The sequence below is a fragment of the Bradyrhizobium vignae genome, assembly GCF_900324035.1.
Lineage (GTDB): Bacteria > Pseudomonadota > Alphaproteobacteria > Rhizobiales > Xanthobacteraceae > Bradyrhizobium > Bradyrhizobium vignae.
In genome coordinates this window covers 2,395,267-2,409,140 of sequence record NZ_LS398110.1, presented here as the reverse complement: position 1 = coordinate 2,409,140, position 13,874 = coordinate 2,395,267, and the positions used below count along the sequence as shown (strand labels likewise).

General features: G+C 65.1%; 11 protein-coding genes and 1 pseudogene. 6 read left to right on the top strand and 6 right to left on the bottom strand.

Features of this window, described 5'->3' with window-relative positions; all coding sequences use genetic code 11:
• Nucleotides 1–28 precede the first annotated feature (28 nt).
• Nucleotides 29–1,613 (bottom strand): annotated as a pseudogene (locus tag BRAD3257_RS11715) (DHA2 family efflux MFS transporter permease subunit).
• A 95-nt stretch (nt 1,614–1,708) separates the two neighbouring features.
• Nucleotides 1,709–3,007: an HlyD family secretion protein gene (locus BRAD3257_RS11710; protein WP_122401954.1), complete on the bottom strand. Its 1,299-nt coding sequence runs from the start codon at nt 3,005–3,007 to the stop codon at nt 1,709–1,711.
• Between the two features lie 195 nt (nt 3,008–3,202).
• Between BRAD3257_RS11710 and BRAD3257_RS11705 the strand changes: the two genes are divergently transcribed.
• Entirely contained in the window at nt 3,203–3,838 is a 636-nt protein-coding gene (locus tag BRAD3257_RS11705) for a TetR/AcrR family transcriptional regulator (protein ID WP_122401953.1), read from the top strand.
• A 43-nt stretch (nt 3,839–3,881) separates the two neighbouring features.
• Nucleotides 3,882–4,217, top strand: a complete 336-nt coding sequence (locus BRAD3257_RS11700) for a DUF6665 family protein (RefSeq protein ID WP_122401952.1) — start codon at nt 3,882–3,884, stop codon at nt 4,215–4,217.
• 78 nt (nt 4,218–4,295) lie between these two features.
• Here BRAD3257_RS11700 and BRAD3257_RS11695 read toward each other — a convergent pair whose 3' ends face one another.
• A complete protein-coding gene (locus tag BRAD3257_RS11695) occupies nt 4,296–5,498 on the bottom strand; it encodes an extensin-like domain-containing protein (RefSeq protein ID WP_122401951.1) in 1,203 nt (400 codons plus the stop codon).
• A 537-nt stretch (nt 5,499–6,035) separates the two neighbouring features.
• On the opposite strand from BRAD3257_RS11695, the gene BRAD3257_RS11690 reads away from it, so the two are divergent.
• Nucleotides 6,036–6,812: a DUF2147 domain-containing protein gene (locus BRAD3257_RS11690; RefSeq protein ID WP_122401950.1), complete on the top strand. Its 777-nt coding sequence runs from the start codon at nt 6,036–6,038 to the stop codon at nt 6,810–6,812.
• Here BRAD3257_RS11690 and BRAD3257_RS39675 read toward each other — a convergent pair.
• Nucleotides 6,788–6,931, bottom strand: coding sequence for a hypothetical protein (locus BRAD3257_RS39675; protein WP_160118802.1), 144 nt, complete (start codon nt 6,929–6,931; stop codon nt 6,788–6,790). The two genes, BRAD3257_RS11690 and BRAD3257_RS39675, sit on opposite strands and share 25 nt — an antisense overlap.
• A gap of 176 nt (nt 6,932–7,107) precedes the next feature.
• Between BRAD3257_RS39675 and BRAD3257_RS11685 the strand changes: the two genes are divergently transcribed.
• Together BRAD3257_RS11685 and BRAD3257_RS11680 are read left to right on the top strand one after the other, a co-directional pair.
• Nucleotides 7,108–8,568, top strand: coding sequence for a FecR domain-containing protein (locus BRAD3257_RS11685; RefSeq protein WP_244607930.1), 1,461 nt, complete (start codon nt 7,108–7,110; stop codon nt 8,566–8,568).
• Between the two features lie 201 nt (nt 8,569–8,769).
• The gene (locus BRAD3257_RS11680) at nt 8,770–9,936 is read left to right on the top strand and encodes an IS110 family RNA-guided transposase (RefSeq protein ID WP_122406309.1); all 1,167 of its coding nucleotides are present in this window, start codon (nt 8,770–8,772) and stop codon (nt 9,934–9,936) included.
• Between the two features lie 593 nt (nt 9,937–10,529).
• Here BRAD3257_RS11680 and BRAD3257_RS11675 read toward each other — a convergent pair.
• Nucleotides 10,530–11,117: an NUDIX hydrolase gene (locus BRAD3257_RS11675; RefSeq protein ID WP_122401948.1), complete on the bottom strand. Its 588-nt coding sequence runs from the start codon at nt 11,115–11,117 to the stop codon at nt 10,530–10,532.
• Between the two features lie 69 nt (nt 11,118–11,186).
• On the bottom strand, nt 11,187–12,050 hold the full coding sequence (gene asd, locus BRAD3257_RS11670) for an archaetidylserine decarboxylase (protein WP_122401947.1): 864 nt from the start codon (nt 12,048–12,050) through the stop codon (nt 11,187–11,189).
• A gap of 35 nt (nt 12,051–12,085) precedes the next feature.
• Here asd and BRAD3257_RS11665 point away from each other — a divergent pair, with 35 nt between their 5' ends.
• Nucleotides 12,086–13,750 carry an aminotransferase class III-fold pyridoxal phosphate-dependent enzyme gene (locus tag BRAD3257_RS11665; RefSeq protein WP_122401946.1) on the top strand — a complete coding sequence of 555 codons (1,665 nt, stop codon included), beginning with the start codon at nt 12,086–12,088 and terminating at the stop codon, nt 13,748–13,750.
• Nucleotides 13,751–13,874: the final 124 nt, after the last annotated feature.

Sequence of the window (13,874 nt, the reverse complement as noted above, 5' to 3'; positions counted from 1 at the left end):
GCGCGAGATCACGCACGAGTGTTGCAAATTAGTGCGCATCGCCGCCGGCGCCGAACGGCGAAGCCGGCTTGTTCAGCAGCGCGACCAGCAGGCTGAGACCGAGATAGAACAGCGTCAGCATGAGGAAGGCGTCGCCAAAACTCATCACCACGGCCTGGCGATGCACGAGTTGGGAGAGCTGCTTCATCGCCATCAGCGTGGAATCGCCGAGACCCTGGAACTTCTGCATGAACATGGTCAGGGTTTCGGTCGCAGTGGCGTTGCCCCAGGTCACGCGCTCCTGCAGGCGGGTGATGTGCAGGTCGGTGCGGTCGTTGAGCACGGTGTTGATGACGGCAAGACCGACCGCGCCGCCGAGATTGCGCATCAGATTGAACAGGCCGCTCGCATTCTTCACTCGGTCAGGCGCCAGCGTGCCGAGCGCGATGTTGTTGGTCGGCACCATCGCGAACATCATGCCGATGCCGCGCAGGATCTGCGGCACCAACAGCTCGTAGAAATCGTAATCGCGGGTGATCCAGGTCATCTGGTAGGAGCCGATCGCGAACACGATGAGGCCGAACGCGATCATGTAGCGCATGTCGAGCTTGGCCATGAGCCGCCCGACCAGCGGGGCGACCAGGAACATGGTGATGCCGGAGACGAACATGGTCTCGCCGATCATCAGCGCGCTGTAGCCGCGCACTTCGGCGAGATAGCGCGGATAGATGTAGGTCAAGCCGTAGAGGCCGATGCCAATGCAGAATTGCAGCGTGCACCCGACGGCGAAATTGCGATTGGAGAAGGTGCGCAGATTGACGATCGGCTCGGCCGCCGTGAACACGCGCCAGAAGAAGGCGATCGCCGAGATCGCGCAGATCCAGGCGCAGATCGCGACCGAGGTGTCCTGCATCCATTCATATTGCGGTCCCTCCTCCAGCACATATTCCAGCGTGCCGAGGAAGCCGGCCATGAACAGCAGGCCCCACCAGTCGAAGCGGTCGAGCAGCTCGAAATGCGGCTCGTCGAAATCGACCAGCGCCAGCACGCCGAGGGTGATGCCGATCCCGGGCACGACGTTGATGAAGAACAGCCAGTTCCACGACATCAGGTCGGTGATGTAGCCGCCGACCGTCGGCCCGACCGTCGGAGCCAGCGTCGCGACGAGGCCGATGATGGGACCGACGATGTGGAACTTCGTGCGCGGGAACACGGTGTAGGCCGAGGCGAACACCGTCGGGATCATGCCGGCGCCGAGAAAACCCTGCAGCGCGCGCCAGAGGATCATCTCCTCGATCGTCGTTGCGAAGCCGCAGAGCAGGCTCGAGAAGGTGAAGCCGGCCGCCGAGATCGCGAACAACAGCCGCGTGCCGAAGGCGCGCGACAAAAATCCCGACAGCGGGATCGCGATCACCTCGGCGATCAGATAGGCGGTCTGAACCCAGGAGACCTCGCTGGAGCTCGCCGACAATCCGGCCTGGATTTCGCTGAGCGACGCCGAGACGATCTGGATGTCCAGGATGGACATGAACATCCCGAACACCATTGATGAACGCAAACAGCCGCTTCGGCGCGATGCGCTCCGAAGCGGAAGCTGCCATCATGGCAGGCGAAGCGGTGGTGGCGGTGGCCATTCTCTCACTCGGCTCGGGCGAGGCGGCACGATCCACCTCTCCCTTCGGGGGAGGTGGAAGACGAAGCGGCGCTCGTCTCGAACATCATAGCGCCCCTACTGCGGATGAATCGCGGTGGGATCGTCGAGATCGACCTCGCTGTCGGCGTCGGCGGCGCCCTTGTTGGTGTCGACGGTCGCGTAGACCGACATGCCGGCGCGGAGCAGGTTCTGCTTCGCCACCGACTTCGGCACGCGGATGCGCACCGGCACGCGCTGCACGATCTTGGTGAAATTGCCGGTCGCGTTGTCCGGCGGCAGCAGCGTGAACACCGAGCCCGCGCCCGCCGCGATGCTGTCGACCACGCCGGAGAACTTGCGCATGCCGTAGGCGTCGACCTTGATCGTCACCGGCTGGCCGGGACGGATGCGCTTGAGCTGCGTCTCCTTGAAGTTCGCGTCGATGTAGACCTCGTCCAGCGGCACGACGTTGCCGAGGCGCTGGCCGACCGCGACGAAGTCGCCGGTGTTGACCAGGCGGTTCGAGAACGTGCCGTTGACCGGCGCGCGCACCGCGGTGAAGCCGAGGTCGCGCTCGGCCTTGGCCAGCGTGGTCTTGAGCTCGGCAAGCTGAGCCTGTGCTTCGGCCTGCTGCGCCTTGGCGACGTCCACATTGCTGACCGCGACGTCGTAGGCAGCCTGCGCGGCCTTGACCGCGGCGGCGCCCTGATCGCGTCCGGCTTCCGAGCTCTCGAAGGTGGCGCGCGAGGCGAAGCCCTTGCTGCTCAGCGCCTGCTGGCGCTCATAATCGAGGTCGGCGCGCTTGAGGCCCGCTTCGGCGGAGACGAGCTGCGCCTTGGCCTGCGCGACCTGGCTGTCGAGCGCGGCGACCTGGCGGCCGATGCGATCGATGGTGGCCTGCTGGGTCGCGATCTTGGTCGCGGCGGCTTCGACCGCGATCTTGTAGTCGCCGTCGTCGATGCGGAAGACGATGTCGCCGGCACGCACCGCCGTGTTGTCGCCGGCGAGGATCGAGGAGATATGGCCGGCAACGCGCGCGCCGAGCATGGTGTTGTTGGCGCGGACATAGGCGTCGTCGGTGGAGATGTAGAAGCGGCCGACCAGAGTGTAGTAGCCTGCATAGCCTGCAACAGCGAGTGCGAGGACGAGGCCGACGCCCATCAGGACGAATTTGCGCTTGCCGGACCTGGGCGCAGCGGCAGCGGGTGCGGCCGGCTTGTCGATCACGGGCTTCTCTGGCGCCTCGCGGGTCGGACGCTTCGTTTCCTCGGCTACATGAGCGCGCAACTGCTCGGCAGGGGGTGCCGATGTCTCGGACGCAGCATCACCGCCGGCCCGGTCCTCCGCCGCTTCCTGGCGAAGGACGCGAGCAGCCTGGTCTCTCGATACGGCCATAAAGGCCTCCCCAATAAGCGCGACCGAGGGCGGCCGCTGCGCAGCCGGTTTCCTCTCGCCGATCCCAGATATCATTGACCGAACGGTTCGGTCAATATACAATAATGTTCCCGGCCAAGACTGTACCGCCGCGAATCCTTTATTCGGGTTTCATGGCCCTGAGCCGGCCCAAAAACCTTTCGAGACGCTGAACCAATGGTTGTAACTGCCAGCGAACATCTGCACGTCATCCAGGAGGACGACGGCTCCAAGCGCCGCCAGATTCTCGACGGTGCCCGCAAGGTGTTCATGGATCTTGGTTTCGACGGCGCCAGCATGGGCGAGATCGCGCGCGCCGCGCAGGTCTCCAAGGGCACGCTCTACGTCTACTTCGCCGACAAATCCGCGCTGTTCGAAGCCATCCTCGAGCAGGAAGCGCTCCAGCACGGCCAGGTCGTGTTCAATTTCGATCCCGCGCGCGATGCCGAGACCACGCTGAAGGAGTTCGGTCGGGCCTATATCCATCTGCTCTGCCGGCCCGGCGGCGGATCGGCGATCCGCACCGTGATGGCGATCGCCGAGCGCATGCCCGATGTCGGCCGCCGCTATTATGCGCGCGTGCTGGACAAGAGCATCAATCGCCTCTCCGACTATCTCAAAGCCCAGGTCGCCTCCGGCGATCTCGAGATCGACGATTGCAATCTCGCCGCCTCGCAATTCATGGAGCTGTGCAAAGCCTCGCTCTTCCTGCCCTTCGTGTTCCAGGCCGCACCCGCGCCGTCGGAAGAGCGCATGACCACGGTGGTCGACAGCGCAACACGGATGTTCCTGGCGGCATACAAGACGACGTAGCTGCGCGTTGCACCTGCGGGCCGGGCAGCACTATATTGCGGCCATGTCTCGTGATCTTCGCCCGCCGGTCGATATCCTCCACTACGAGATCGTCCAGGAACAGGCCTCGGCACTTGGACGGATGGGCCGCGCACTCGAACAGGCGCTGGCGCGCTTGCGTGAGTTCGACGCTGCCCACGCAGCCTCGGAGGTGCCGACCTCGATGCAACCGGCCAGGCGCAAGCTGGTGATGGAAGCCGGCTACGCGCTTTGGATGTTCGTGGTGCAACGTGAGGCGTCCGGCTTGCGCGACAGCCGCCATATCATGCGCACCTACAACGTTCCGGGCGAGGTGCAGCTATGCATGGGGGTGGCGCCGTCGAAGCCGGCGAGATCGTAGCCCGCATGGGGCGAAGCGGAATGCGGGGACTTTCCCGGATTGCGCGCAGCGTCATCCGGGCGACAGGCAAGAGCGCCGCTAATCGTCGGCGTACTCGTCTTCTTCCCGCTTGCGTGTCGCGCTCTTGCGTGCACCGAGCGAGCCGGTCACTGACGGTTCGCGCGCATTCGCATAGGGACTGCGCGATTGCGCGCGCGCGGCGACCTCTTCGCCGGAGACGGCGGCGGGCTGGCAGATCAGGCGGCGGCTGGCGCGACGCATCAGATCGACGTGGATGTGATCGTAGTGATAGACGTTCGAGCCCGGCGCGAGCACGGTGGTGAAATGCGCGCACGCACCCGACTGCACATCGCGCAAGAATCCCTGCTCTTCCGGCATGCCGCGCCAGCCGTCCTTCACGGTGATGCGGCGGCCGTCGGCCAGCACGAAGGCGGAGATGTCCAGTGCATTGCCGAAGGCGTGTTCGGAAATATGAGCATGGGGATTGCCGTTCATGCCGCGGCAGGAATAGGCGGAGATCTGCTTGATCTCGGCGACGCGGACGCCGAACCAGCGCATCGCCGAAGGCTGCACCGTGTCGGCGAGCCAGCGGTCGAGCTCGGATACGATCGGACAGGCGAGCGTCGCGGTCGGCTTGATCGCGACAGGACCGACGGCCGTGACGGAATTGCCCTGCGCCGGACCAAGACGCGGCAGCGGCTGCTGCGCAGGCGCCTGCGAGTAAGGCGCAGGACGAGCCGGATAGCTCGGTGCATTCATGTAGCGCGCTGCGCCCGCGGCATCGGTGCCCTCGGGGGGCAGATCGATCTCGTCCTCCTGCGGCGCTACGCCCGGTGCGTTCAGCGACATCGGCCCGGTCGAGGCGCCATAGCCCGCGGGCTGGTGTACCGCGCTCTCGGGATAGGTCGAGCGTTGCGGATAGGACGATGCCGGATAATTCTGGCCCTGCGGATAGTTCGACTGCGGCTGCACCGGCCAGCGCGGCTGGTTGCCGATGTTGCCGGGCGGGCGCAACGTCTCGTCGGTAAAGCCATAGGTGCTCGAGGCCTCGCCGATCGCGGCAACCTTCAGCGGATACTCGGCGCCGCACATGCCGGGCCCCGAGATCGGATCGATGCGGACGATGTCGGCGCTCTCCTTGACCGCGCCCGATTTCAGGCACGCCGCTTCCGCCTCGGCCCGCCATGGCTCACGTTCGGCCTGGAAGAAGCCGCGACCGCAACCCGCTAGCGAAACAAGGACGATGGAGCCGACGAGATACAAACGAACTCCGCGCGTCATGCACGCACGTTCGATGAATTTACTTAAGGACTCTTCAACGTGTTGACTTCAGCCTTCCTTAACCATGACGGCCTGCGCTGGCTCGAACGCTGCCGCCGATGAGCGACAGCGAGCCTGACTTTTTCGAGAAGGAACTTTCTGTTAACCATAAGGCTGCGCGCCAAGCGGCGCGCATGGAGGGAGCGACATGACGTTCGCCGGGAGACTGAGCGTTATCACCGCCTACCTCGCCATGGCCTTCGTCGGCGCCATCGTGCTCGGCATGATTTAGAGGCTCAGCACACGGTATCTCTCTTCCCTTCTCCCCTTGTGGAGAAGGTGGCGCGCGAAGCGCGACGGATGAGGGGTTCTATCCTCGCGCGCCGGCCTCGTGGAGACAGGAACGGTCGGCTGCGCGGGCTTCCAGCGAGAGCCCCGGCCAGGCGCCGTTGTGACGTCCATCACAGAACGCCTGACCACCTCGGCGTAGGGTCGAGCCACGCTTCAACCGCCAGCGACTTCAGTCCATCTCGGGACCGCGCAATTTCGGAGATTGTCATGAACAAGCTCACCATCGCCGCTGCCGCGCTCTTCCTCGTTTCGACCGCCGCCGCGCATGCCGGCAACTCGATCTCGTTTCAGATCGAGGGCCAGCACATCCGCATCGAGACGCCGCGCAACTGCGCCTCACTGAATTGCGTGACCATCATTGCGCCGGGCCTGTCGGACAAGCCGATCAAGCTGGACAGCATCAACCTCAAGGGCCTTGGCGGCTCCAAGGACGATGACGTCGACACAACGCCGGCTCCCGCGACCACAACGGCGCAGCCCGCGCCGGCTCCGGCGCCGCAGCAGCCGGTGCCGCAGTCGCCAGTGCAGGCGACCGCGCCCACCGCGTCGGCCGTCACCACGCCTGCAGCTTCCGCCCCGTCCGCCAGCTTCGACAACACGCAGCCCGCACCTGTTGCGGCTCCTGCTCCCGTTGCCGCGCCCGCGGCCGTCGCTGCTGCTCCCGTGCCGGCTCCGGTTGCCGCCGCGCCCGTCGCGGTACCGAATTCGCCGATCGGCGTGTGGGCGACCGAAGAGAACAAAGGTAATGTCCGCGTCGAACAATGTGGCCCCAATCTCTGCGGCTATGCCGAGAAGACCAACGAGCGCATCCTGATCAACATGAAGCCCGAGGGCTCGAAGTGGAGCGGCCGCATTCGCGATCCGAACTCCGGCCGCAACTACGACTCGACGATCTCGATGAAGAGCCCGAATGCGATGCGCGTGCAGGGCTGCGCCTTCGGCGGCATGTTCTGCGGCGGTCAGACCTGGAAGCGCGTGAGCTGATGCGCGGAGCGCGTGGTCCCTGAGAGATTCGCGATCTTCGTCATGCCGGGCTTGTCCCGGGCATCCACGTTCTTGGTGTCGCCAAACAAGGCGTGGATGGCCGGGACAAGCCCGGCCATGACGTTGTCGAGAGAGCCAACCCACGCCGGAGCCGCGCACCGCTCGAACGCTCGTCCCTTCCCGTGCGACAGACGTTCATCCGCCATTCAGATGCGCCCGGCTGAAATCCGCGGCTCTCGCCTCGCCTTCTCTCCGGGACCTCCTCGTGACTTCATTGGTAGCTTGGCGCTGCTCCATGTTCGCGCTCGCCCTGCTGGCCTTGCCGCTGGCAGGCACAGGTGTGGCGTTCGCGTCCGATGCCATCGAGCTTGCGCAGGCACAGCCACAAGTGCAGCCGACGCCCGCGCCTTCACCGACGCCATCAGCCTCGCTGACACCGTCCCCGGACGCACAGCCCGCCGCCGTCGAGCCGATCGGCAACGTCGCGACGGTGACGGGGATCGCGACCGTGATCCGCGACAGGAATTCCTATCCGCTGCGGGTGCGCGACGATATCTATCTCAACGACGTCGTGCAGACCTCGTCGAACTCCTCACTCGGCATCACCTTCAACGATGCGACGACGTTCAACCTTTCGGCCAGCGCGAAGATCACCATCGACAATTACGTCTATGAAGATAGCGGCAAGCAGAATTCGGCGATCTTCGACGTCGGTAAGGGCACGGTGGCCTTCGTCGCAGCGGCCGTGGCGAAGACCGGCGACATGAAGATCACGACGCCGACGGCAACGCTCGGCATCCGCGGCACAACGGGGGTTATCGATGTTCCCGAAAGTGCGGCGGCGAACAGGGCGAGCAACGTCAACATCAAACTCTATCCTGACGCCGACGGCCGGGTCGGCCACATCGATGTCGACGACCGCAGCAGCGGGGCGCGGCTCGGCGCGCTGACGCAGGCCGCGAGCGGCTTTGCGATCCGGCCTGGCGCGAGCGGCACCGGCGGCGTCATGCGCTTTACCGCGGTACCGATCACGATTCCCGCGCAGCAGATCGCGCGCGACCGTAGCTTCGTCAGCCAGGTACATCTCGCCCAGACCGCGGGCCGGCAAATCGTCATCGAGCAGCGCGACTTCCGCCGCGCCAATCCGGCCGCGATCAGCCGCATTCCGCGGCCGGTGCAACCGCCGCAGCAGCAACAATTGCGGCCGACGACGGCGCCGGGCCAGCAACCGCAGCGGCCGAACGGACAGCCCGGTCAGAACAATCGTCCAGGTCAGCAACAGCCGGGCACGCCGGGCCGGCAAGGAACGCAGCAAGGCGCGCAACCGCCGCAGCGACAGGGACAAGGACAACAAGGTGGCGCGGTGCAGCCGGGTACGCCGCGTACCGGCCAAGGGCCGCAACAAGGGCAGCAGCAAGGGCAGCAGCAAGGGCCGCGGCAACAGGGCGCTGGTCGCCCGATGGGCGCGCCTCGCGCCGGACAAGGCGCTCAGCAAGGCATCCAGCCGGGCGGCACGCCGCGAGCCCAGCCGCAGCGCAGTGGACAAGCTCCGGTGCAGCCCGGAGTCATCGCGCCGCCACAGCCGGGGCTCACCCCGCAGCCGCAAATGCCGCGCACAGGATTGCAGCCAGGCCAGCCGCCGGCGATCCAACAGCCGGGCATGCAGCGTTCCGGCGGAGTCCAGCAACGCCTGCCGGGCGCTCAACGCCCCGCCGCGCCGCGCAAGCCGGCTCCCAAAGAGAAGGAGCGGCGGTGACATTTCACTTTCGCCCGTCGCGCCCGCATGTGCATCTTCGGCCCGGCGGTGGCCTCTGAGCAAAGAGTGCGAGAGAGGCGCACTCCGCCATCTCCACGTCATTGCGAGGAGCGAAACGACGAAGATTCCATGGGGAGTGGATAGCGACCAGGTCTGAGGCCAGACTGAGGGTTGCTGAATCCATTCAACCTGGAGACGACGATGTTGCTCGATCATCCTTCCGACGGACTGGCCGCTATCCGCACGCAGTTTGGCGCAATTTTTGTGTCATTGGAACTGAGCCGTTCGACATGGCTGGTCACTTCGCTGTCGCCCTGCAAGGGCGAGAAGATGTCCAAACGCAGCATGAAGGCCGGCGACCTTTCGGAACTGTTGAAGCTGTTTGCGGAGCTGAAGCGCAAGGCGCAGGCGCGAACGGGTGAGAGCTATCCGCTCATCGCGATCCAGGAGGCGGGGCTGGACGGGTTCTGGCTTCACCGCGCCCTGCAGCAGGAAGGCATCGAGAGCCACGTAGTCGATCCGGCCTCGATTGCGACGCCGCGCCGGCGCCGGCGGGCCAAGACGGACCGGCTGGATGGCGAGACGCTGTTGCGGACGCTGCTGGCCTACAAGCGCGGCGAGGTACGGGTCTGCGCCATGGTCGTTGCGCCCTCTCCGGCAGAGGAGGACCGCCGTAGGCTGTGCCGCGAGCGAGAGACCTTGATCGCGGAGCGGATCGAGCATGTGAACCGGATCAAGGGTCTTCTGTTCGCGCAAGGGATCTTCGACTACGCGCCGCTGCGGCGAGACCGGCGGAAGCGGCTGGAGGCCTTGCGGACGGGCGACGGGCGCGCCTTGCTGGCGCATCTGAAGGCGCAGATCAGCCGCGAACTCGACCGGCTCGAACTGCTGCTCGACCAGATCACGGCGGTGGAGCGCGAGCAGGATGCGTTGCTGGCCGCGAGCAAGGCGGCGGGGGAGAAGACCGTATCGAACCCGGTGGCAATGCTGCTCGAACTGAAGAGCCTGGGCCCGAACTTCACGGCCGTTCTCTGGTCGGAGGCCTTTTACCGGCAGTTCGCCAACCGCCGCCAGATTGCATCCTATGCCGGCCTTGCAGCCACGCCATGGCGCAGTGGCGGCATCGAGCGCGAGCAAGGCGTGTCGAAGGCTGGCAATCCGCGCCTGAGAACCACGATGATCCAGCTCGCCTGGCTCTGGGTACGCCACCAGCCTCAATCGGCTTTGACCCAGTGGTTCAAGGTGCACAGCCAACGCGGCCGCAAGCGCGCGATCGTGGCGCTCGCGCGCAAGCTGCTCGTGGCCCTCTGGAAGTACGTGACCGCGGGCGTGGTGATCGAGGGAGCCGAGATAAAGGCCGCCGCCTGACACCACGCTCCTCAGCCTCAAAGCCAATCCGCCGAGATTGATCAGCCTCGGCCGATCCGGGTGGACGAACCGATGGATTGCATGGCTTCAAACGCCGTAACGAAGAATGGTCTCGTCCTCTCGAGCCTGCCCGCCGCAAGCGGAATGTTGGTGCAGCCGCCGCCGCGCGGCGACCGAATGTGAGTTTGATCTGGCAAGCAAACCAGATTGCAAAAACCGGCTCGACCCTTGGATCGCCTGACGAAAAGGAGTTATCCGCCCGCTGCCCCGACTGCCAAAGCCTGATGGCGTGCTCGCTCGAGTCAAGGCCAAGTCGCTTCGCGACGGCCCTACGGGCCGACCTTGACTCGATCTGCGCGCGCCATCCTACGTGCTCCACGGTCGGGACGAAGAGCTGGCCTGCAATCGAACAAAGAGCTGAACAAACCGCCTTGACACACCAAATCCCCATGTGAGCAATCCAGAATCTTTTCGCGGAGAGATTCTGGATTGCTTCGCGGCGCTCGCAATGACGATGTGGAGGAAGTTGACGCTCACCTGATCGCATCAACCTGCGGATGCCGTCTCACCTGCGAGCAGCGCGGCTCGAGACTTCACGCTTCGCCGCGCAACCAGGCCTTCACCTTCTGCAACAGGCCGTGCCGCAGTTCATCCACGGACGCAGCTTCCGCCGGTGTCAGCGTTTGCAGGGCTGACTCGATATCGTCGGTGGCCAATGGCGATACCGGCTCGGAATCCTGCTTCGACTCCGGCGCGGACAGAGGCGCCAACCCCGCCGCCGCGAGCGCGATCGGGCCAACTTCGTTGAGGAACGCACGCTCATATTCGCGCGAAAGGCGGGCGATCGCATCGTCCAGCGTCAGCCAGTCGACCGCCTTGATGTCGTTCATCAGCTTGCGGACCGGCGCTCCGTCAGCCTGCATCCGCCAGAAATGCACGATCTTGGAGCGCCCGCCGGACTGATAAGCGAGCGTGCCCAGAAATTCGTGCACGGCAACGTCGTGGCCGGTCTCCTCCAGCACCTCACGGTGCGCGGCTTGCTTCGGCGTCTCGCCGTCATCGAGCTTGCCCTTGGGCAGGACCCATTCGTTGCGCTTGCGCTGGCGCACGACCGCGATCCGTGGCGCAGGTCCACGCCGCAGCACAATTCCACCCGCTGCCATCACCGGCGCCCGCGCCATCGCTCAAATCCGTGTCGATCGAATCGTCCCCGAACGACGATATAGGCAGCGGGGACGGCGGATTGAAGGCTACTTTTTTCTGAGCAGCGCTTGACCGGCGCGAATGCGCGTACCCTCGGCAATGCCATCGCAGAAGATGAAATCGCCGGGCGCCAGGATGATGATGGTCGAGCCGTGCTCGAACCAGCCGAGTTCCTCCCCCTTCGCCACATTGACGTCGCAGGGGAAATTGACCGGGCCGCGGGTCTGCGCGTTCAGCACCATGTCGAGGAAGTGCAGGCGGATGCTCGCGACCAGGATCGCCGCAACGGGCACCAGTGTCACCGCTTCGCCGGTCGCTAGGTGCGTCCGGATCACCGCCCGCTCGTTCTTGCAGAAGAGACGCTCGACGCGCTTGAGCGCGATCGGGTTGACGTTCCAGACATCGCCATGAATCAGCGTGACGCGTTCGATATGGGCGTCATAGGGCGCGTGGAAGCGGTGATACATGCTCGAGGTCAGCCGCAGCGTGACGAAGGAGCCGTTGCGGTGCTGATCGACCAGCGCGGAATCGCCGAGGAGATCGAGTAGCGAATAGGGCGCGCCCTTGACCTGGAACAGCTCGGTGTCCGCGATCTTGCCGTGAGCGCCGACAATGCCGTCCGAAGGGCTGGCAACAATCGAGGGGTCCGGATCGAACGGCCGCAGGCCCGGCTTCAGCTCGCGGGTGAAGCAGTCGTGCAGGCTCTTGAAGTGGGTCTTGCGCGCCTCCGACAGGTCGAGGTCGGAGAACAGCTTCCACAGCGCGATCGAGAAGTCCCGCACGAAGGGATTCTCGATCTTGGAGAACCAGCCCATGAAACGGGTCAGCGCCGCGCGGGGGATGCGGTTGGTCAACAGGAAGTTGAGGTCTTCCTGCTGGGTGAAAGAGGCGATGAGGGCTTTGACTGTCATGAATCTGTCAGCTCGCAGGTTTAGCGCTTGTTGTCATGGAAACGACACTCCCGATTCTCTCGATGTCCGTGGCCGCCGCAGCCTCCGCTGCCGCCGTCCTCCCGAAGATCAAGGCGCGGGTCGAACTGTCCCGCGCCAAGCACCGCTCGCTCGCCGGGCACTCCAAAATGTCGCGGCGGATGGCGCGGCTGCTCCCATTCTACGAGTTCGAGGGTGACAGGTACTTCGGATGCGACGGCGCGCCCGCGAACATCGTGGCCCAGCGCAAGGACGCCTTCTTCCGCCTCGCCAGGCTTTACGCCGAGCGCTACCCGAAGGGCCGCGCCCTGACGAAGGAGGCGGCGGAGGCGATCTCCGACCTGAACTTCACCGAGAGCTACCGTGTGCCATTCCAGTTCTCGCGTCTCGTGCGCGAGCACCTGGGCACCTCGACCTTCATGGAATCCTCGCGCGGCGTCACCGTCACCGATGTCGACGGTAACACTTCCTACGACCTCACCGGATCCTACGGCGTCAACATCTTCGGCAACGACTTCTACAAGGAGTGCATCGAGGGCGCCGAGAAGCGCGCGCATGCGCTGGGTCCCGTGCTCGGCCCCTACCACCCGGTCATCCTCGAGAACGTGAGCCGGCTCCGCCATATCTCCGGCCTCGACGAAGTCTCGTTCCACATGTCCGGCACCGAGGCCGTGATGCAGGCGGTGCGGCTGGCGCGTTATCACACCAAGCGCACGCATCTGGTCCGCTTCGCCGGCGCCTATCACGGCTGGTGGGGCGACGTGCAGCCCGGCGTCGGCAACCCCATTCCTGCGCACGAGACCTACACCCTCGCCGAGATGTCGGAGAGGACGCTGCATGTGCTGAAGACGCGCAAAGACATCGCCTGCGTGCTGGTCAATCCGCTGCAGGGCCTGCATCCCAACGTCAACGCGCCCGGCGATTCCTCGCTGGTCGATTCCTCCCGCGGCGGCGACTTTGATCGCGCGGCCTATACAGAATGGCTGAAGAAGCTGCGCGAGGTCTGCGACCAACGCGGCATCGTCTTGATCTTCGACGAGGTCTTCGTGGGCTTCCGTCTCGCCGCCGGCGGTGCCCAGGAATATTTTGGCGTCAAGGCCGACATGGTGACCTACGGCAAGAGCCTTGCCGGCGGCCTGCCGGTCGGCGTCGTCTGCGGCAAGCGCGAATTGATGCGCCGCTTCCGCGATGATCGCCCAGCCGACATCTGCTTCGCCCGCGGCACCTTCAACTCGCACCCCTACGTCATGACGGCGATGGACGAGTTCTTGAGCCGGCTCGCCAGCCCCAACTTCCGCGCCGTCTATGACGGGCTGGAAGAGACCTGGAATGGCCGTGTCCAAAAGCTCAACCAAATGATGACCGATGCCGACCTGCCGGTGCGCTTCGCCAACTTCTCCTCGATCTGGACGGTGAAATACACCACCCCGTCCCGCTACAACTGGATGCTGCAATATTACCTGCGCGCCGAGGGCCTGGCGCTGAGCTGGGTCGGCACCGGAAGGCTGATCTTCAGCCTCAACTACACCGATGCCGACTTCACCGAGGTCGCCGAACGCTTCGTCCGCGCCGCGCGGAAGATGAAGGCCGACGGCTTCTGGTGGCACGATGGCGCCCTTACCAACAAGCAGATCAAGCGGCAGATCCTGAAAGAGATGCTGGCCAAGCGGTTCGGGCGCTGAGGCTTTATCGCGCGGGCTTGCTCCGCCTCTCCCGCTTGCGGGAGAGGCCGCCGCGCTCGCAGAGCGCGGCGGGTGAGGGTTCTCGCCACACGGGGACGCCGTCAGCAATCCCCGACAATCCCGA